This is a genomic window from Ruegeria sp. BHSB064, from assembly GCF_059613205.1.
This window is the reverse complement of sequence record NZ_JBXWSB010000040.1, coordinates 15,975-33,828: the sequence shown is the minus strand read 5'-3', so window position 1 is coordinate 33,828 and position 17,854 is coordinate 15,975. Positions and strand designations below refer to the sequence as shown.

Annotated in this window: 20 protein-coding genes; 9 read left to right on the top strand and 11 right to left on the bottom strand. The window is 53.4% G+C overall.

The genetic code is table 11. From position 1 onward, the window contains the following. On the bottom strand, positions 1-1,048 hold a 1,048-nt coding region (locus AC2FNU_RS11725), incomplete at its 3' end, for an efflux RND transporter permease subunit (RefSeq protein WP_496788221.1). Between the two features lies 1 nt (position 1,049). Beyond that, complete coding sequence (locus AC2FNU_RS11720; RefSeq protein ID WP_496788220.1) at positions 1,050-2,183, bottom strand: efflux RND transporter periplasmic adaptor subunit; 1,134 nt, start codon at positions 2,181-2,183, stop codon at positions 1,050-1,052. A 710-nt stretch (positions 2,184-2,893) separates the two neighbouring features. Between AC2FNU_RS11720 and AC2FNU_RS11715 the strand changes: the two genes are divergently transcribed. The 3 genes from AC2FNU_RS11715 to AC2FNU_RS11705 are packed head-to-tail and all read left to right on the top strand — an operon-like array spanning position 2,894 to position 4,534. Further along, positions 2,894-3,304 carry a hypothetical protein gene (locus AC2FNU_RS11715; RefSeq protein WP_496788219.1) on the top strand — a complete coding sequence of 137 codons (411 nt, stop codon included), beginning with the start codon at positions 2,894-2,896 and terminating at the stop codon, positions 3,302-3,304. Beyond that, entirely contained in the window at positions 3,304-4,263 is a 960-nt protein-coding gene (locus AC2FNU_RS11710; protein WP_496788218.1) for a tyrosinase family protein, read from the top strand. The genes AC2FNU_RS11715 and AC2FNU_RS11710 overlap by 1 nt, the downstream gene beginning before the upstream one ends. A 40-nt stretch (positions 4,264-4,303) precedes the next feature. Continuing rightward, complete coding sequence (locus tag AC2FNU_RS11705) at positions 4,304-4,534, top strand: hypothetical protein (protein WP_496788217.1); 231 nt, start codon at positions 4,304-4,306, stop codon at positions 4,532-4,534. Between the two features lie 387 nt (positions 4,535-4,921). On the opposite strand, the gene AC2FNU_RS11700 is transcribed toward AC2FNU_RS11705, so the two are convergent. The 3 genes from AC2FNU_RS11700 to AC2FNU_RS11690 are packed head-to-tail and all read right to left on the bottom strand — an operon-like array spanning position 4,922 to position 6,731. Continuing rightward, positions 4,922-5,317 carry a VOC family protein gene (locus AC2FNU_RS11700; RefSeq protein ID WP_496788216.1) on the bottom strand — a complete coding sequence of 132 codons (396 nt, stop codon included), beginning with the start codon at positions 5,315-5,317 and terminating at the stop codon, positions 4,922-4,924. Between the two features lie 15 nt (positions 5,318-5,332). After that, on the bottom strand, positions 5,333-5,647 hold the full coding sequence (locus AC2FNU_RS11695; RefSeq protein ID WP_496788215.1) for a muconolactone Delta-isomerase family protein: 315 nt from the start codon (positions 5,645-5,647) through the stop codon (positions 5,333-5,335). A gap of 4 nt (positions 5,648-5,651) precedes the next feature. Further along, positions 5,652-6,731 (bottom strand): L-dopachrome tautomerase-related protein, encoded by a 1,080-nt coding sequence (locus tag AC2FNU_RS11690; protein ID WP_496788214.1) that lies wholly within the window; start codon positions 6,729-6,731, stop codon positions 5,652-5,654. A gap of 96 nt (positions 6,732-6,827) precedes the next feature. Here AC2FNU_RS11690 and AC2FNU_RS11685 point away from each other — a divergent pair, with 96 nt between their 5' ends. Continuing rightward, on the top strand, positions 6,828-7,706 hold the full coding sequence (locus tag AC2FNU_RS11685; protein ID WP_496788213.1) for a LysR family transcriptional regulator: 879 nt from the start codon (positions 6,828-6,830) through the stop codon (positions 7,704-7,706). A gap of 203 nt (positions 7,707-7,909) precedes the next feature. Beyond that, complete coding sequence (locus AC2FNU_RS11680; RefSeq protein WP_496788212.1) at positions 7,910-9,184, top strand: adenylate/guanylate cyclase domain-containing protein; 1,275 nt, start codon at positions 7,910-7,912, stop codon at positions 9,182-9,184. 119 nt (positions 9,185-9,303) lie between these two features. Here AC2FNU_RS11680 and AC2FNU_RS11675 read toward each other — a convergent pair whose 3' ends face one another. Next, positions 9,304-9,930, bottom strand: coding sequence for a dioxygenase family protein (locus AC2FNU_RS11675; RefSeq protein WP_496788211.1), 627 nt, complete (start codon positions 9,928-9,930; stop codon positions 9,304-9,306). Positions 9,931-10,032: 102 nt separating this feature from the next. Further along, positions 10,033-10,464, bottom strand: coding sequence for an ester cyclase (locus AC2FNU_RS11670; protein ID WP_496788210.1), 432 nt, complete (start codon positions 10,462-10,464; stop codon positions 10,033-10,035). 191 nt (positions 10,465-10,655) lie between these two features. Between AC2FNU_RS11670 and AC2FNU_RS11665 the strand changes: the two genes are divergently transcribed. Together AC2FNU_RS11665 and AC2FNU_RS11660 are read left to right on the top strand one after the other, a co-directional pair. Continuing rightward, on the top strand, positions 10,656-11,510 hold the full coding sequence (locus AC2FNU_RS11665; protein WP_496788209.1) for a CE1 family esterase: 855 nt from the start codon (positions 10,656-10,658) through the stop codon (positions 11,508-11,510). An 87-nt stretch (positions 11,511-11,597) separates the two neighbouring features. After that, positions 11,598-12,419 (top strand): class I SAM-dependent methyltransferase, encoded by an 822-nt coding sequence (locus AC2FNU_RS11660; RefSeq protein ID WP_496788208.1) that lies wholly within the window; start codon positions 11,598-11,600, stop codon positions 12,417-12,419. Positions 12,420-12,610: 191 nt separating this feature from the next. On the opposite strand, the gene AC2FNU_RS11655 is transcribed toward AC2FNU_RS11660, so the two are convergent. From AC2FNU_RS11655 to AC2FNU_RS11645, 3 genes are all read right to left on the bottom strand, one after another. Continuing rightward, a complete protein-coding gene (locus AC2FNU_RS11655) occupies positions 12,611-13,693 on the bottom strand; it encodes a glutathione S-transferase C-terminal domain-containing protein (protein ID WP_496788207.1) in 1,083 nt (360 codons plus the stop codon). Next, a complete protein-coding gene (locus tag AC2FNU_RS11650) occupies positions 13,641-14,207 on the bottom strand; it encodes a hemerythrin domain-containing protein (RefSeq protein WP_496788206.1) in 567 nt (188 codons plus the stop codon). Before AC2FNU_RS11650 ends, AC2FNU_RS11655 begins: the two co-directional genes overlap by 53 nt. Positions 14,208-14,551: 344 nt before the next feature. Next, the gene (locus tag AC2FNU_RS11645) at positions 14,552-15,133 is read right to left on the bottom strand and encodes a TetR/AcrR family transcriptional regulator (RefSeq protein ID WP_496788205.1); all 582 of its coding nucleotides are present in this window, start codon (positions 15,131-15,133) and stop codon (positions 14,552-14,554) included. An 86-nt stretch (positions 15,134-15,219) separates the two neighbouring features. Between AC2FNU_RS11645 and AC2FNU_RS11640 the strand changes: the two genes are divergently transcribed. Continuing rightward, the gene (locus AC2FNU_RS11640) at positions 15,220-15,660 is read left to right on the top strand and encodes a cupin domain-containing protein (RefSeq protein ID WP_496788204.1); all 441 of its coding nucleotides are present in this window, start codon (positions 15,220-15,222) and stop codon (positions 15,658-15,660) included. Between the two features lie 292 nt (positions 15,661-15,952). Here AC2FNU_RS11640 and AC2FNU_RS11635 read toward each other — a convergent pair whose 3' ends face one another. After that, the gene (locus AC2FNU_RS11635; protein WP_496788203.1) at positions 15,953-16,594 is read right to left on the bottom strand and encodes a TetR/AcrR family transcriptional regulator; all 642 of its coding nucleotides are present in this window, start codon (positions 16,592-16,594) and stop codon (positions 15,953-15,955) included. Between the two features lie 87 nt (positions 16,595-16,681). On the opposite strand from AC2FNU_RS11635, the gene AC2FNU_RS11630 reads away from it, so the two are divergent. Continuing rightward, positions 16,682-17,842 carry an efflux RND transporter periplasmic adaptor subunit gene (locus tag AC2FNU_RS11630; RefSeq protein WP_496788202.1) on the top strand — a complete coding sequence of 387 codons (1,161 nt, stop codon included), beginning with the start codon at positions 16,682-16,684 and terminating at the stop codon, positions 17,840-17,842. Positions 17,843-17,854: the final 12 nt, after the last annotated feature.

The following is a 17,854-nucleotide window of genomic DNA, read 5'->3' as shown; positions in this document are numbered from 1 at the left end:
ATACCGCTTCGAACAAAGTTCGATAAACCGCGTTCACCGAGGCTTCGATGAACTCTGTAGGGTTGTAGACCACCTGATACTCAAGCCCGGACGGGAAATCTTGTGACAGTTCTTCGACAACCGCCAAAATCTCATCCGCCGACGCCAATGCGTTCGAGCCCGGTCGCTGGAAAATGCCAAGGGCCACGGCCGGTTTGTTGTTCAAGTACGAGTTGGTCACGTAGGAGCGTGCTCCAATTTCAACCCGCGCCACATCCCTGACCCGTACAACGCGCCCGTCGTCAGTCGACTTAACGATGACGCGACCAAACTGGCGTGGATCTTCCAATCGGCCTTGCGTTGTGAGCGTTACTTGAAAGGCGCTGTCGGTCGCATTGGGCGGTGATCCCAAGGAACCGCCCGAAACCTGAACGTTTTGTTCGCGCAGCGCTGCGACGACATCGCCTGACGTCAGCCCTAGCGAGCCAAGCCGGTCCGGGTCCAACCACACGCGTGCCGAGAATTCCCGTTCACCGAAAATAATGAGATCGCCAACGCCATCAAGGCGCACGAGGCGATCTCTGACACGCGAACGGGCGTAGTTGGATACATAAAGCTGGTCAAAGGTCTCATCGGGCGAGAGCATATGGATGACCATCATAAGATCGGGTGAAGACTTGTTCGTCGTGACGCCGAGCGCCCTGACCTCCTGCGGAAGGCGCGGTTCAGCGATAGAAACGCGGTTTTGGACAAGAACCTGGGCAGCGTCGAGATTGGTGCCTAGTTCAAACGTAATCGTCAGCGACATAGACCCGTCAGCCGTCGAGTATGACGACATGTAGAGCATGCCCTCAACACCGTTGATTTCTTGCTCCAACGGGGTCGCGACCGTGGCAGCAATTGTTTCAGCGTCTGCTCCGGGGTAACTTGCCCTGACCACAATCGATGGCGGGGCGATTTCCGGGTACTGCTCAACGGGTAATTCGAAATACGCGAGCAACCCAACGATAGTTGTCACAACCGCGACAACGATCGCAAAGATGGGTCGAGTGACAAAAAACCGCCCCATATCAGTTTTCTGCGACCAACGGTAGCTCGATCATTTCCGCAGCAACGACGGTGCCCGGACGGGCGCGCACAAGACCTTCGATGACCAGCGTCTCCGACCCATCCAAACCTTCACGCACGACCCTGTAGCCGTCTATTCTGGGGCCCGGTCGGATTTCCTTTGGTATCACGTTGCCTTCAGCATCTACTGTCATCACGAGTCTTCGGTTTTGATCCGAAGCAATCGCTTCATCCGGGATCAGAATGCCCTCGTAGGGAAGCGATCCCGGAACATTGACGCGTCCGAACAAACCGGGCGTCAAAAGCTCATCCGGGTTGGGTAGCACCGCGCGCACGCGCATTGTGCCGGTTTCATCATCAATGCGGTTTTCCGAGAAATCCAGTATTCCGTTCTGAGGCGGTATGCTTCGGTCAGCCACTGTTACCTGTACTTGAAGATTGTCCGCGCCTTCTTGCAGAACGGATCCGCGGGCACGCGCGTCCCGCGCGTATGCCAGAAAATAGCGTTCATCTATGTCGAAATAGAAATAAATCGGGTCGGTCGAGACGATCGATGTCAAAAGGGTGTCTTGAGCTATGATCAGGTTTCCAGGATCAACCCGGGCTTGGTCGATACGTCCTGACATTGGTGCTCGGATTTCCGAGTACTCCAGATCAAGCTCGGCCAACTCCAGTGCGGCGCGCGCTTGTTCCAGAGCACCTTGCGCCGCAAGAAAAGCTTCGCGACGTTGGTCCACCACGCTCTCCGCGATGTTGCCATTTCTGATCAAAGCCTCGGCGCGTTCAAGCTGATCAGTCGTAAAGGCGCTTGTTGCTTCGGCAATGCTGATCTGTGCCCGTGCTTGCCTCAATGCAGTGCGAAACTGACGCTGGTCGATCGTAAAGAGCAAATCGCCCTGTTCGACGAGTGTCCCGTCCTTGAAATGCACCTGATCCAGAAAACCTGAAACCCGCGCTCGGACGTCCACGTCAGCCGCGGCGCCGAAGCGACCGACAAATTCATCATCTTCGACTATGGATTTCACAACCGGTTTTGCCACCGTCACGGGTGGAGGACCCTGCTGAGCCACAAGAGCGCCGGAGAGGGCGATCAAAAGAACAGTGGCGATGTGAAAAACCCTGATGATCATTTTCATGCCCCCGCGATTGACAATGACTTTAGGTCAAATCCTCCATCGAACACTTTAGAATGTTCTAGCACAAAGGATCTAGTTGATTTGATGTTAGTGATCATTCTGCTCCATTTCTGGACCACATGCAGCGAAATACGACTAATTTATTAGCAATAAGTGATGTTTAGGTTCGGCCCATACCGGACCTTCACCCTATAGTCTCCATGCTGCGGCGCGACCCGTCGAACCGGTCGTTCGCTGCGAGTACGAAGTCTGGATTGAGAGAACTCACGATCTACGGAAAATCCTGCAGTTCAAGTACTGCAGCTTAGCCGTTTCCAACAGCGCATCTTTGAGTTCGGGCCAGCGCATGATCTATCCTCTTTCGACCCCTTCGGGTCTTACGGGTAAAACTACAATCGGCTGATCAGCTTCAACAATCATGATCCCATCAGTGGTGCCGTTCCGCAGCATTCAACGCGATGCCGGCCATCACCCGCTTAGGGATAGTTTGACTGAGAACGCGTTGTACGGGTCGAGATCACTTGCAGGGCGTGTCCGAGGGATAATGCAACATTGAATGATAATATTGTGGTTCATCACCATTCAAAAGCATAAGGAAAACTGCTAATATTCAATGATTATCTTACGACTATTTTAGGGGAAAAAACGACATAAGCCACTCTGTTTATTGAATTTATCTGGCTCTGCCTGCAATCCATTGGGAGGAGATGATGGCAAAATCCTACGCAAAAGAAGACGCTCCCCGTGTCTCACTTGATCCAGCGGACTTTCAACCACCAAGTGGATACACGCCCGGTGACGGCCATCACGGGCATCAAAAGAGTTTCACCTCGACCCGAACCGCCAGCCATCGTGGTCACAAAATCAAGATCAAGACCACCTATCGCGTTGAGATTGATGGCGAGCCATTGACTCTTCACACCACGGTCATGGATGACGGTTCCGTTCATTGCCACGGCCTACCCAACTATTCCTTCCCGTCTGCCATCGACATGGCGAAATCGATTATCGATAGCGCCGGTCTTGCCTGGTATGACCATGATGATCTGGGCGGCGGCCATGACGATCATGCAGCAGGGCACCACGGTTCCCACAATGCAATGGATGGGGGAGATCACTGATGGCTGGCACTCGCGAAAACATCCTTGTCAGCACCCAGGTGCGCGACGACTTCCTGCAAGCCATGGTCGCTCTTGATCAGCCGAATTCCGGCATCATGGCGAGCGATCTTGCGAATTTCCTCCAGACTAACAATCTGCCGCTCACTATGGTTGGGCAAGAACAAGAGATGTCGATCTATGATATCTTCGTCTTCTGGCACGTCCTGGCCATGTCCATTCCTTTGTCGGTCGGAAACGCGGCCCATAGCGGCCCAATCTTCCTGCCCTGGCACCGCATGTACATGATCCGCCTTGACGAGATGTGCCAGCAAGTGCTCGGCAATCCGGATTTCGGTCTTCCTTATTGGGATTGGGCAGCCGATGGCGCACTCCCCGTCCAGGATCAATGGCGAACAGACCTCTGGTCAGCCGACTATATCGGTGAAGCCCGCGGTCGCGTCCGCACCGGCCCCATCGCACAAATGCAAGTTCGCTTGGTCCAGCACCCTCAAACCGGTGATCTGGTCTCAGTTGCACCGCGCCCGATCATACGAGCGTCCGGCATGAACCCGAATGTTCGCGATCTTCCGACCGAGGCATGGGTAGAGGCGGCTCTTGATCAAGTGGATTACGATCGCAATCCCTGGGGACAAAGCGTCGTCAGTCATCGCAACGTGTTGGAAGGCTGGGTTCAAGGACCGCAACTTCACAACCGCGTTCACGTCTGGATCGGTGGCGATATGGGGCCAGGCACATCCCCTAATGATCCAGCCTTCTTCCTCAACCACTGCAATGTGGATCGGATATGGGAGCTCTGGATGGGACGTCATGGTCCGGAATATGAGCCCGGCCGCAATCGGGGACCACAAGGCCATCGGATCGACAGCATTATGGTCTCCATAATCGGTCAAGCGTTAACGCCCGAAGATGTGCTCGACCCATCTCAATGGTACGTCTATGACCATCAGCTCATTGCTTGAATGGTGACATTGGCTGATCAAACGATGAAGGGTGTTGGGGATGAGTGAACCGCGCTCTTCCCTATCGCTGAAGGTCGAGAACTTCGTGTCTGGCATCGTCCGGTTTGTCAATCGCTTTGCGAGGACGGCCTTGTTGGTCGTCTTCAAACCGCAGCGCTTTGATCATCGGCTCGGTCGACCCATCCGTAACAAGCAAATTGTTCCGCTGCTAACCTTTCTCATTGTCGGGAGCTTCTTCTCCTTCATCGTCGACACCCATGCCGAAGGCTAGATCGTCTATTTCAACTGGATCTGGCTCGATCATGAAATTAATCAGAAGATTCAGCAACGTGGCGGAAATATACTTTCTCTCACTGCGATTGTGCGCTCGGGCCTACCGACCTTTCTGTGTTTTGCCATTCTGGTTCAATTCTTTGCCTGGGGTTTAGCCAAGTCAAAATGGTTGAGACCGCGCGTTGCGGCGACGCTCAGCTATGCCTTTGGATTGCACGAACCTCTTTTGCTTTCGCCTGTTTTCTTCCCATTATTGGCATCTGTGCCTTCACGACCTGGTTCCCAGTCTGCTGGATTTGGATCACCGATTTCCCGACCCAAAGCTGTCACTCGGCTGAACTAACACACCTGTATTTGCAGCCCGCATTTCTGACATTCGCCAAACCTAATTGAAGCGGCCGCCTTTTTGGATGACCTCAATCTTGTAACCGTCGGGGTCTGTTGCGAAGAAAAAGCGGGCGACAAGATCGCCGTTCGGTGCGAAGTCGACTGGGTCACCCACCTTGATGCCGTTTCTGGTCAGGTGAGCGTGCAGAGCATCTGCATCCTCTACGACGAAAGCCAAGTGAGCGTATCCATCTCCGAGGTGGTAAGGTTCAGTGCGGTCTTTATTCAGGGTCAATTCAAGCTCAAAACCGCTATATTGGTTCGCGAGATAAGTGAGGCGAAAGCTCTCAAAGTCGAGCTGATCTACGACATCTAGATCGAACGCAGTCTTGTACCATGCGATCGACACAGCATCGTCCAATACACGAATGCAGGAGTGAACCATTTTGGTCATGGGTGACGCCTTTCTCTAGCGACCGATACGTTCTTGGACGTCGGAGGCGAAGTCTTCGTAGCGCCGAAGCGATTTGACCGCGACCTGAACGTGATGCCCCATCTTTTGCATGATCGGCAGATCGAAAAGAATTTGGTCTAGCGCATCCGGTGTATCGACTTCGACGATCGCCAGGACTTTGCGTTCACCGACCACTTTCCAGAGGTCTTTTACAAGGCCTGCGGATTTGGCACCCAGTGCGGCTTCGGCTTCCTCGGCCCAAACGCCTAGTAGGCCCTGTTGCTGCATCGTGGCGTCGTATTCGACAGTAAAATCCAAGCGATAGAGCATCTGACTACCTACCGCTTACGGCTGTACCGAGCGCTGGGAACCGAACGATACGATAGGTGCCGATCGACGCGTCTTTGCCGCCGTTCAGGACAGGCGAGCGGTGAAGCTCGTTGATCGTCGCATAGACAAAACCATCGACACCCATCGAAAAGCCGTCGGGCCAGGGGAGGTCTTCGTCTGATTGGTAGAGCACCTCATAGGTGCCATCTGGCTTTGTCACACCGATGGCATTGTCCGTCATCGCGGTGATGTAAACGTTGCCCTCGACGTCCACGGTAGAGCCGTCGGAGGTAACCTTGTCTCCATAGCGATCGACCTTGGCAGCGAGCGCCTCGTCACTCAGGGATTCGTCGAGCAAGTCGCGTGTTCTGACGCGGTACATCGAGGTGGACGTCATCGGCGCAAAATAAACCCAGGTGTTCGTCGGGTCGACAGTGATCGGGTTGATGCCGATCTTGGCAGGATTGCCGCCCAGTGTAATCTCGCGCCCGTCGATGATCATGGGTGTATCTTCGGGGATTGTGAACTGGCTGCCTTCAAGCACGCGGCGGACGCGACCAGTGTTCATATCGACGACGATGATGGCAGAATTCGCCCCATCGCCAGTGTCCGAGATGTAGATTGCGCCGTGTTCGCGGTCGACTGCAAGGTCGTTGAGGAAAGAAGTTGCACGCGCGGCAGGTTGGCCAATGTAGTAGATTGCGTGCAATTCTTCAGTGTTGGTGTTCCAACCCACCACGCGACCAGTCTGACCTTCGCCTTGACCGTCGAGCATCCAAAGAATGCCTTCACGATCTGCGCGCAGGCCAAGGACACCGCGAAGACCGTCACCGTCATCCTGAGGAGCGCGGGCCCAGGTTTCGCTGGGGTAAGGTTTGGTGCTGCCGTCGGGCATGACTTCAACCACGCGCAATTCAGGGCCATAGAATTCATGGACCGACATGAACATGCGTCCATCAGGGCCAATTGCGAGATTGCCCGGAGGCATGTCCTTCGGAAATTCAAGATAGGTTTCAAGCCCTTCGGCCGCGACTGGGCCTGCCAAAATGGCGATCGCGCTGACGGCATACGTTAAGTGCTTCATGATGTCTGTCCTCCAGTTGAGTCATCAAACGGGATAGACAATCGAATAATTTTGATTAATACGCTCATTACAGAAACCAGCGTTAGAATATTTCGAATGTATTCGATTGATGATCTCAGGACGTTTGTTGCCATTGCCGAGGCGAACGGTGTCACGGCAGGGGCGCGACGCGTTGGTATTTCTGCCGCAACTGCTAGCCACCGTCTGAACAAGTTGGAAGCGGCGCTGGAATTAACGCTGTTTCACCGCAATAGTCGCATGGTGCGGCTCACGGATGAGGGTCGCATTTTCTTTGAACGAACCGAGGCTATCCTGGCCGACTTGGCGCAGGCAGAGCGGGATGCAGGCAGCCGGGTGGCGCAATTGAAAGGGCAGTTGCGCGTGACGATGTCGCCCTGGATCCTGTCGCGGTATATTCTGCCGAATTTGCCTGGGTTTCAACGCGAGCATCCAGAACTGATGTTCGATTTTCTTGCAGTGGACCGGTTTGTCTCCCTCTCAGCGGAGGGACAGGACTGCGCGGTTCGGGTTGGAGAGCTCTCTGACAGCGCGCTGGTGGCCCGCAAGCTGAGCGACAACGAACGGATTATCTGTGCCTCGCCGGAATTTCTCTTCAGATATGGTGAGCCAAAGGACGCGGACACTGCGCTTGATCTGCCATGGGTAAGCCTCCCGTGGCAGACACGGATTGCCTTCGCGGATGCACGGGGCAAGAGAACAGACACGACCATTCGATCAAGCGTCCTGGTCTCCAACTCGGATACGTTAACTGAGGCGGTAACCCGTGGGCTTGGCCTGGCGATTAAATCGCGCTTGGCAGTGCAAAACGAGCTTGACGAAGGACGTTTGGTTGAAGTGGCCAAAGGCTCGCTCTGGAAGCCCGCAGCGCCGATTTGGTTCGTCTTTCCACCCGAAGCGCGGTCGGCTTCAAAGGTAGATGTGTTTGGTACGTTCGTTTCAGAGTGCTTTGCGTAGATGGCGGCCCAAACCGGACGTTCTCAACTAGTCTTTGTAGCGTCTTACATGTTCACCTTGTCATTTGAACACCGGTAGTATTGCAACTTTCGAAAACTGATCAGCCAGCAATACTCATCGTTTAACTTAACGATTTGAAGGACCACAATTTCCGAATGACATATCGCACTATTTGAAACAGACTACTTCCATAGGAGCGCAGAATGTCAGATGTTTTCGAACGCATCGCAGGCTGGTTGCAAAGACTGGCCTTTTTCGACGGGGACCTTGCGGGCCTGGTTGAGCATTTCAGCGAGCGGTTAATAGACGGAGGTGTCCCGGTCACGCGTGTTTCGATTGGCCGGCTCCTGATGCATCCGGTGATAGGCCTCGTTGATGTGACCTGGGATTCTTCAAAAAAACATGTGGAATGGACAGTTCTGCCACGACGAGCAATCACCACCAACACTTTTGAGGATGGCCCGTTTGGCGAAACCACGAAAATGGCGAATGAAGTTGTAGAAAGTTTACCAAACAACGATCTTTGGGAATTGGCCGAAAACATGGCAGAGGGATTGATGCCGGTGCCTGTGTTGCGTGCTGACCTGACTGATCCAATCACCCGCGACAGATATCCGATATATAGATCGTTGGCGGCTTCTGGAACGACAGATTATTTGGTTTTTTCAGTTCCGTTTGGAGACCGCACCGTAAACTTCGATGGTGGAGCCAAATCGCTCCAAGGCGCTTCAGTATCCTTTGCCACGAAAAGGCGCTCTGGGTTCACAGAACGCGAAGTTGAAGGTCTCAAACGATTGACCACACCTCTATTTGGCACGGCGCGCCTATATACCGAACAATTCCTGGCGGCTGAGTTGATGGAAACGTACGTTGGCCGGACATCGGGAAAATCTGTTTTAAATGGGCAGATTTCTCGTGGCGATGTTCGCGAAATAGACTGCGCGCTTCTGTACAGCGATATGCGTGGCTCAACTGCGCTTAGCCAGCGCTTGCCATCGGAGGACTATGTTGCAGCAGTAAACTGCTACTTCGACTGTGTTGCGGGGGCTGTTCACGACCACGGTGGCGAAGTGCTGAAATTCGTAGGTGATGGCTTGCTCGCCATTTTTCCATTTGACGGCCGCCGACGTTTGCCCGAGGACATGTGCAGTGCGGCATTGTCGGCAGCTCGCGAAGCATTCCAGCGACGTGAAGAAATTTCTCCAGCGGATCGGACCAGCTTTGGCATTGGCCTGCACATGGGAGCAGCCGTTTATGGCAACGTTGGAACCGAAAGAAGGTTGGACTTTACGGTTACAGGAACTTCAGTCGCAATGGTCAGCAGGTTGGAAGGCCTGACCCGAACACTAGATGCGCCACTGTTGGCAACTGGAGATTTTGTCAATCTCGTTTCAGACAAAGCCCATAATCTCGGCAAACGACAGTTGCATGGATTCAAAGAACCAATAGACGTTTTTTCTTTTGAACCTCTAGGCTGACGTTTTCTATGAGATTGACGGAACCAAGTTTTGTGTCTGGTTCGTTGACGGGTTCAGCCCAAAGCTGACCTTCAAAACCGTGCATTTCGGTTCCAACTTTGCAGGCTGATGCTTCCTCTCTAGACGACAATATTGATGGTCGCCTCAAGACCAGTCGCACCCTGTATGAATTCCATCGACACCGCATCAGCCTCTGCCTTGGACATACGGTTGAATAAACCATCGCGGGAATTGTTCGGATGGCCTTTAATGTAAAACTGCGTCGTCAACAGTTCGCGCTTTCCGTCAAACACCTTTACATGAATATGTGGTGTGCGACCTGGGTAAATCGTGGGTTTTATCGTGCGAAACACGTAGTTCCCGCCGTTGTCAGTCACGTCATGGCCAAAGCCCTGGAAAGCTTGGTCAAAGTTAGCACTGCGACGGTCGCGCGGGTGCATGTAGTTACCATCCATGTCGCATTGCCAGATTTCGATGCGATGTCTCGCAAGGGGTTGTCCATTGGCGTCCGTGAGCGTCCCACGTAGTGTAAAGACTTCGCCACCGGCTTCTTCAACACGTCCTTTGATCTTAACGAGGTCATTATCTATATCGGGCCTCCGCATGGCTGGCGTCGGGTAATATGGCCCTTCTGCGGCGCCTGGTGTTAGCACAGCCGTAGCGGCTCTTGCAGCCAGCGAACCGACGCCCATTAGTGCTGCAATGCCGCTTAGAAGGTTACGGCGGGACTTGGTATTCTGTTTCATAGCGTGTCCTTTCCCGCACGGGATAGCTCCCTTTATCCATCAAAATTACACACTGTGCAGCGCACGTCACGTCGAGGTCTGCCTTCGCAACCAAAGCCGCCGCTATGCATATGGATCAAGAAACGCGACTTTCGGGTGGGCATTCAATTGTCTCTTGATTGAATCAATGTCACCCAAAACCCAGAGACTCCCGATTTTTTGTTCCCGCAATGTGAAGAATGCCGCCCCGGACCATTCGATCCTTTGCTGCGTTCCGTCTACCCCGAAGAATTTACCATGGTGCGTGCCGACGAAGGACATTCGCGCAGCTGCTTTTTCTCCTGCATCAACGATTTCAACGATATTGCATTGAAAATCCGGAAGAGCCGCTCGAACTTCTTCCATGTAACGAATGAACTCATCTGGCCCTGAGCGTTTCGGTCCGAGGCTCCCACGAAAATCGAACTTTGGGTGTAGGATTTCTCGGGCGCACTCGATGTCCGCCGCGTTCCATGTTTCGTGGTAAAATCGCTTAATAAGATCAGACAGCGTCATGAAGTTGCCCCGGCATTGATGATAGGCTCAACATATCACGGCGCGAATTCGGGTGTTAAGGGCTCAGAGTGATCACTCGTTACCACTGAAGTAAACAGTAGAGGTGTTCCCAGACATCCGGGCCGATGCCTTCGGAGATGCGCAACGCTGTGCTATGATTTCTGTGACCTAACCACAGAGGTACACTTTTGATGCGACCCGAAACGCGCAATCGCATTTTGACGCTCGGTATTGCCATTGCTGTCATTGCTGCAAGGCCGGATCTTGCCCTTGCCTCGGACGGAGAGTGTGGCGCGCCAGATGCACCGTGCAAGCTAAAGGACGGTGAATACTACGTGGCCCTGCCAGAGGCTCCGGATGAACCGCCTGCCGTCATTTGGTTGCACGGTTATGGACGGTCTGGGAAAGGGATGATCCAGAATGCCGCCTATGTCGATCCCTTCATCCGGCGCGGCTATGCAGTGATTATGCCGAGCGGGCAGCCCAGTATTAATAACAAAGACCTCGATTGGGGCGTGGCTGACGGGTATGACCTGGCACGCGATGATGTCTCCTTTGTCGGCGCAGTTCGCGCCGACGCGGTGGAGCGCTTCGGTATAGACCCGTCGAGAATACTGATCGCAGGTTTCTCCCGTGGTGGTTCGATGGTTTGGGACACTGCGTGCCAAGCGCCGGAGTTGGCGAAAGGCTTTGCTGCTGCGGCTGGAGCATTTTGGGAACCCATGACCACAGAGTGTGATGCGCCAGTTCACCTGCTTCACGTACATGGCTTCAAAGACCGAATGGTGCCGTTCGAAGGCCGACAGCTGACATGGGAGGGTGTTGATTTTCACCAGGGTAACGTCATGAAGGGCTTGGATGTCTGGCGCCGCGAGAATGCCTGTTTGGGTAGCGCGGAAAACAGCTTTGGCGACGATGACTCGATGCAAAAGGATTGGACGAATTGTGCTGCCGGCTCCATCCGGTTGAAGGTCACTAAAGGCGGGCACGGTGTGCCGGAGGGCTGGCGAGACGCGGTGCTCGACTGGTTCGAAGCTCTTCCTTGAGCACTTGATTGCCCCGCATACCCTTCGGTTGCTTTGGTCGGATATGTATTCAGTAGCACCCGACCTAATTGATGAAAGGGTGAGAAAATGAAAGAACAAGTGTCCAATCACTATGGCCGCAGCCTCAGTTTGATCGACCAGATAGCTGATAGCCTGAAGGCCGCTGACTTTGACCCGAAGAAACTGCGCGCCGCTGACTTCGAACCAATTGATGAGTTCCATTTTCGCGGCAGACAGGCGACTTTACAGCTATTGGAGAAACTGGAGTTGGCGCCAGGTTCGAATGTGCTTGATATTGGTAGTGGCCTGGGTGGGGTCACCAGAACAATTGCCGAGGAAACAAAGGTTAAGGTCACTGGCATAGATCTGACGCAAGAGTTTTGCGACACAGCCAAAACCATTTCAGATTGGGTCGGTCTCAGTGAGAAAACCATGTTCATTCAGGGAGATGCGACAAAGCTTCCATTTTCGGACAGCAGTTTTGATGGCGCGGTAACTGTCCACGTTGCAATGAACATCCCGGACAAGCTTACGGTGTACAAAGAGGCCCACCGTGTCCTGAAGCCCGGAGCGCGATTTGGTATCTATGACATTTTACAGGGCGAAGGTGGTGACGTCGTTTATCCGATGCCGTGGGCTATGGACGCCTCGATCAGTTATCTCGCAACTCCAAAAGAAATGGCCAGCTTTCTGCAAGATGCGGGTTTTAAGGTATTGGATGAAGAAGACTCGACGACTGAAAGTTTTGAATGGCTTAAGGCGAGAATTTCGAAGCCCAAGTCTGGTCGCACCATGCCGGTTACGACACAGATTCTCTTTGGGAACGTCGCCAACGATATGGTTCAGAACCAACTTCTTGCTTTGGATGAACGTCGTTTGTTGACATACCGCTTCATTTGCATGGCCTGACGATAAGATTGCGCCGGTGCTCGAAACAGTCATTCTCTGCGGTATGCGTGATTGACTGACGGCAGCCCAAACCTGGCATTCGCAACTAAGCTTTTCAATTTACGAGTTGCGGAGAAAAGTAGTGCCCTCTCAATCCAGAATAACAACGCTTGTTCTCGAAATTGGAGCTCCCAAATACACCTCGACGAGACCTATACCGCCGACAGTTCAGGGTGGCGATAGGCCTCAGGGTACGACATTGGCTTGCGCGGTCCTTTGGGCACAACGCTATTCCAACTGCGTCCGAAATAACCCTGGCGGCAGTGTACAAGAGATCCTGCCTCGGCAATTCCGGGCAACGCGTATACACGGCACAGCCACCGCCACAAGTATGGGTAATCTAGGATTCTCGCACCATTAAGCTTCATTCGCACATAGTAGACGGGATCGTGACGATAGAGAGTTGGGAACAGGCGAAGATCTACTTCTGAAAAGCGGTTGCCGGTCAAATAGGGCCTGCCATCTGAGAGATGCTCCTCCAAATATTCGAGCGTCTCAAAATAGGCGTCAAAGGCTTTTTCATAGATCGTTTGATCAGACGAAAAACCGGCCTTGTAGGCACCATTGTTAATCGCTGTATATATCCGTTCGTTCAGGTCATGAATTTGGTGACGCGGCACTTCGTCTGGGTAAAGCCTGACGCGTTCGGCTGCCGGGATTGTGCTGCCAAGAGAATCCGCTGAGGCGTCCAGCATTCGGACAATTTCAGCGCTTTCGTTGTTAACAATGCGCCCTTGTATCTTGTCATATAGGATTGGAAGGGATTGCTCTTCAGAGCCTTCTGCACGATAGATTTCTTTGGCAAGGCGCAGTCCTTTGCCGGTGCCGGTCTCGCTCGTGCATTCTGGGAGAGTCACACCTGTGAGCGATGCAATCCGATCAGGCGCAAACTCCCATAGGTTTGGCGCCTCTGGATCGTCGTCGCCGGTGCGGTTTGGAAATGCAACGTCCATCGTGATGCTGTTTTGCAGGCCCAACACATTTCGCGCCAGCGTGACTCTGTGACACCACGGACAATTCAGTGCTACGAACAGGTGATAGCGATCAGGTTCTGCCGGAAACACCGGATCCCCAATAGCATGGCGAAAGCCGCTGACACCGCGCACGAATTCACCCCGTGCGCGGCGCTTGTTGATATCAGTTTGGTCTTCTTCGGTAGACGTGTCGGTCATGACTTCAGCATCATCCTCTGAGCCGGTGATGCAAGATGATTGGCACGGCCAATTCTTCTTCATCGCTGAGATGCCGTTTCAGGAACGCTTCAATCGTGTTGCTCGTCGCATGGAGCTGTCCGGCTTCATCGTAAGCTTGCGCCTCATCAAGTGCGGATAGCTTGATCACACGGTTCGCCGTGCGGGTGAAGTCACTCAACACCTTATCCAGATCGAAGTGATCCTGTTCCAGCAACTCAAGCCCCGCATCAAAACGCGGATCCGCAGCCGACAGTTCAGGGAAATAGCTGCGATCTTCCCAGCCGTGATGGCCATGCAGGTTCCCAACCAGGTTGCCGCCATAGTAGGACAGCCGCCCTGCATAGCCATCCAACCCCATGTCGCCATTCAACAGCTTCTCAGTATCCAAACGAATACGTTCTGCCACGCGGCGGAACATCTCGTGCGCACCCAGCCAATGTTTGGTTTTTTCTTTGAAACCCGGATGGGCTTCCCAGCTGTCGCGGGGGTATTGGTCCAAGAGAAACCGCAATTCTTGAGGCATGTCGTCTTGGCGAATGGTATATGTATCGAGCATCGGTTGTCTCCTTTCAGGCCAAAGATGGGAGGTCGGGCAACTGCTCGCTACTAGCGAGAACGCACAGTCACTATGCGTCAGCGAACCCCCACTAAGTCGGTGCCGCTCAAACCAACGATCTTGTGGATTCGGGATGCGATGTTGTGCTTGATGAATCCTTACAGGCCTTCGCGGCTGAAGTTGCGGACGGAGACCTAAATCAGCTCAACACTTGAGCCAAACATCGCGTTAGCTTGCAGACGATCTTGGCCACAAGGTGAATCAGTATCAGCCCTGAACCGGACTTTAAACGGGTGTCTATTTGCCATTAGTTTTAAGTTTAAAGTAGGCGTCTGAATCCTGCCTCAGTTTTTTGGCAAGTACCGATCCAACAGAGCGTCGACCAACCCTTCCTGAAGCTGGTAACCAGTTGCTTCATCCACACGCAAAATATCTTCCAGAATGACAAGTTGTTCCATGCCCGTCGTCATGGACAATCGCTTCGACAGGTCGTCGATTTCCTTCGGCTCCATCAATGGGTGAACTGGCGCAAGTGCTTCCGAAAAAGCCGCCACTCTTCTGGCGCCACGCATTTTGACCGTTCCATCCTCAAGAGATGCCTTTAGTGATTCCGCCAGAAACTGCCGGAAGTGTGCCTCATGAACCCGAGAAAACTCCAGATAGTAGCGCGCGACGATATGTACACGGCTCTTTACGTCATCCAGTCCCTCAAGAAGTTCCGACGTAGGAGTGACGGCAAGATCCAGCGTCGCGTCCAAAGCCAAGACACTTGGATCAGAAAAGTAACGATAGACCGTCGCACGGCTGGTTCTGGCCCGTTCCGCGACTTTTGCCAGCGTGACTTCCTTGCCTTCTGACATCAGGTCACGTGCAGCCGAAAGAAGTGCTTCTCGCGTTCGGTTGATTTGATTTGTACGAGGCGCCAATCTCAATCCCTTTGTGATACACTTGTCTCATAAATAGATGTGTGTATCATAAGCTCAGTGTGTTTCAAGTAAAGGGAGTCGCAGCAATGACTGAACCTCGCCCGCGAATTTATCATCTTCTTGGGAACCTTTTGACCTTCCACGCCTTTCCCAGTGAGACAGGAAATCGTTGCACAATCGTCGAGATAAAGACGGCGCCAGGTGCCGGTGCGCCGCCCAATCTTCATGCTGGAGAAGACGAGAGTTTCTATGTGCTCGATGGTGAATTCGAGTTCTTTTTGAATGGTGAGACAGTCAACGTCAAAGGTGGTGACTTCGTTAAGGTTCCGGACGGCGCAGTGCACGCCTTTACATGCACCGGAGAGCGGCCGGGTCGGTTACTTTGCATAAACGCGCCCGGCGCGATGCATGACACTTTTTTACTGAAGCCGGTGAAGCAATGCCTGATGGCACGACCGATATTCCGGCGCCAGATGGACCACCAAACATTCCGGGGATCATGGCCGTGGCGGGTCGAGTGGGAATGACGATCCTGGCGCCTGCTGACGTTCCCAGCTGACGAACGTGCGTGCATAACTCCGGGTTACGAAACGGAGGCTTTGGAACAAAGCTTCTGCCGTACACTCTGCCTTTTGATACTGGCTTAATCCGAAGCCGAAATTCACGACGAGACCTTGCGATTGAGGATAGCGGACATTCGCGGCGCTTTCCAAAAATGTCTTCTACGTGAACCAAAGCAATCGTTTAGGCGCAGGCGTGATAGCGGCATAGATCGTCTGCTATCAGTGCTTGGTTGAGTTCGTTTTGGCGTGAGAACGCTCAACTCAGCATTCTTTCCGAAACGTCCTCAAGAAGGGTATGAAGATCGAACTCTTCGCCCTTCTCCGCAAGCCCTTTGTCATGCAGAATGAAAGACAGCCCGTGCACGAAACTCCACAACAAAAAACCACGGCGGCGAACTTCGTCTGTGATTCCCGGTTCACCGAGACACTTTGCTACCTCAGTCAAAAGAATCCCGAAGCTTTGCTGGCCGCCTTCCTCCAGCCGGGAGTCCGCAATGCGGTCTGTGAAGCCGCCAAATTTTAGTCTGAAGATCCCGGGCTCATTTAACGCGAAGGCAATATACTCCATTCCTATGGCAGTAATGCGCTCGGGAGATCCTTCAGGAACGCCTTCCAGTGCGGCAAGCATTTTGTCTCGGTGCCGAACCATTCCTTCAAGGACAGTGGCGACCAGCATTTCTGTCTTGTCTTTGAAGTGCTTGTAAGGTGCCGCGGTTGATACGCCCGCGCGTCTGCACGCCTCGGATACAGAAAAACTGTCCGGACCTTTTTCTTCAACCAACTGTCGGGTTGCTTCGATCAGTGCAGCGCGGAGATCGCCGTGATGATAGGCTTTCTTGCTGACGGAAAGACCAGCCGCTTGTCTGTTTGTCGGATGATTTTTTTCGGTGCTGCTCATGATCCAACATGTGCCAGATCACGTATCTCTTGTCAAAGTGAGAACTTCTAACATATGTTAGAGACGCTAACTTGATGAGGTCCCCAAATGCCGAATCCTGCAAATTCATCTACTGAAGCGACCAAACCGAGCCTACTTACACGTGTGTTGCGCGGCACTGTGCGCCTTGGCGTGACCGTCAGTTTTATAGCTGTTGCAGCGGCCGCCGTTTACTTTGGCGCATCCGAGCTCACCCGTAGAGCGGACGCTGTCCCCGCACCGGATGCCGCCGCTGTGACACCGGTGTCCGTGACACCGATCACGTCCGAGAGCGCTTACACAGTCGACCGCGAATTCATCGGGCAGGTCGAACCTCAGCGTTCGGCAGATATCTCTTTCGAACTGAACGGGACGCTGGATCAAATTCTGGTGGATGAGGGTAACGAGGTTGCCAAGGGTCAACTTCTTGCGACACTGGACATCGCACTGCTGGAGGTCGAACGCGACCGTTTGATAGCATCACGTGACGCCATTGCAGCCAAACTTTCATTTGCAAAGAAAACAGTCGAGCGAAACGCAAAACTCATTGAAGAAGGCTTTACCAGTCAAGCCCGTCTGGACGAGGCCGTTTCTCAGCAGGATGAATTGCTATCCAGGATTGGCGAGTTAGATGCGGCCTTGCGTGATGTGACCGTTCGAATCGAGAAATCCAGTATCGAGGCTCCGTTTGCCGGTCAAATAACCGCGCGACACGTGGATGGCGGTGAAACTTTGCGCTCGGGCGAGTTGGTTCTGGGTATGGTCGAGGTCGTGTCGCCGCAGGTTCGGATAGGTATCCCTCTCGATGTTGATCCGGCGCTGCTGACTGACGTTGAAATCGAAATTGCAGGTCAAAGCTATCAGGCTGAGCTTGCAACTTTACGGCCCGATATTGACCCGGTGACCCGAACCCGCACCGCGCTGTTCGGTTTGAAGAACGCGCCGGACGTTGCTTTCGGACAAACCGCACGTGTGCATGTACTCGATCCCGTCCAAAGTGCGGGGACCTGGGTGCCTACAACATCTCTGAAGGAAGGAACTCGCGGTCAATGGACATTGCTCTTTGCCGACGCGCAAAAGACTGTACGCCTGGCGACTGTAGAAGTGCTACATGCCGAAGATGACCGCGTCTTTGTGCGTGGCGCGTTTCCGGAAGGCACCGTCCTGATCGATCAGGGGCCGCAGAGAGTCAGCGTTGGTCAGCGCGTTGTCTTCAACACTGGCGAGTAACGGAGCGATCTG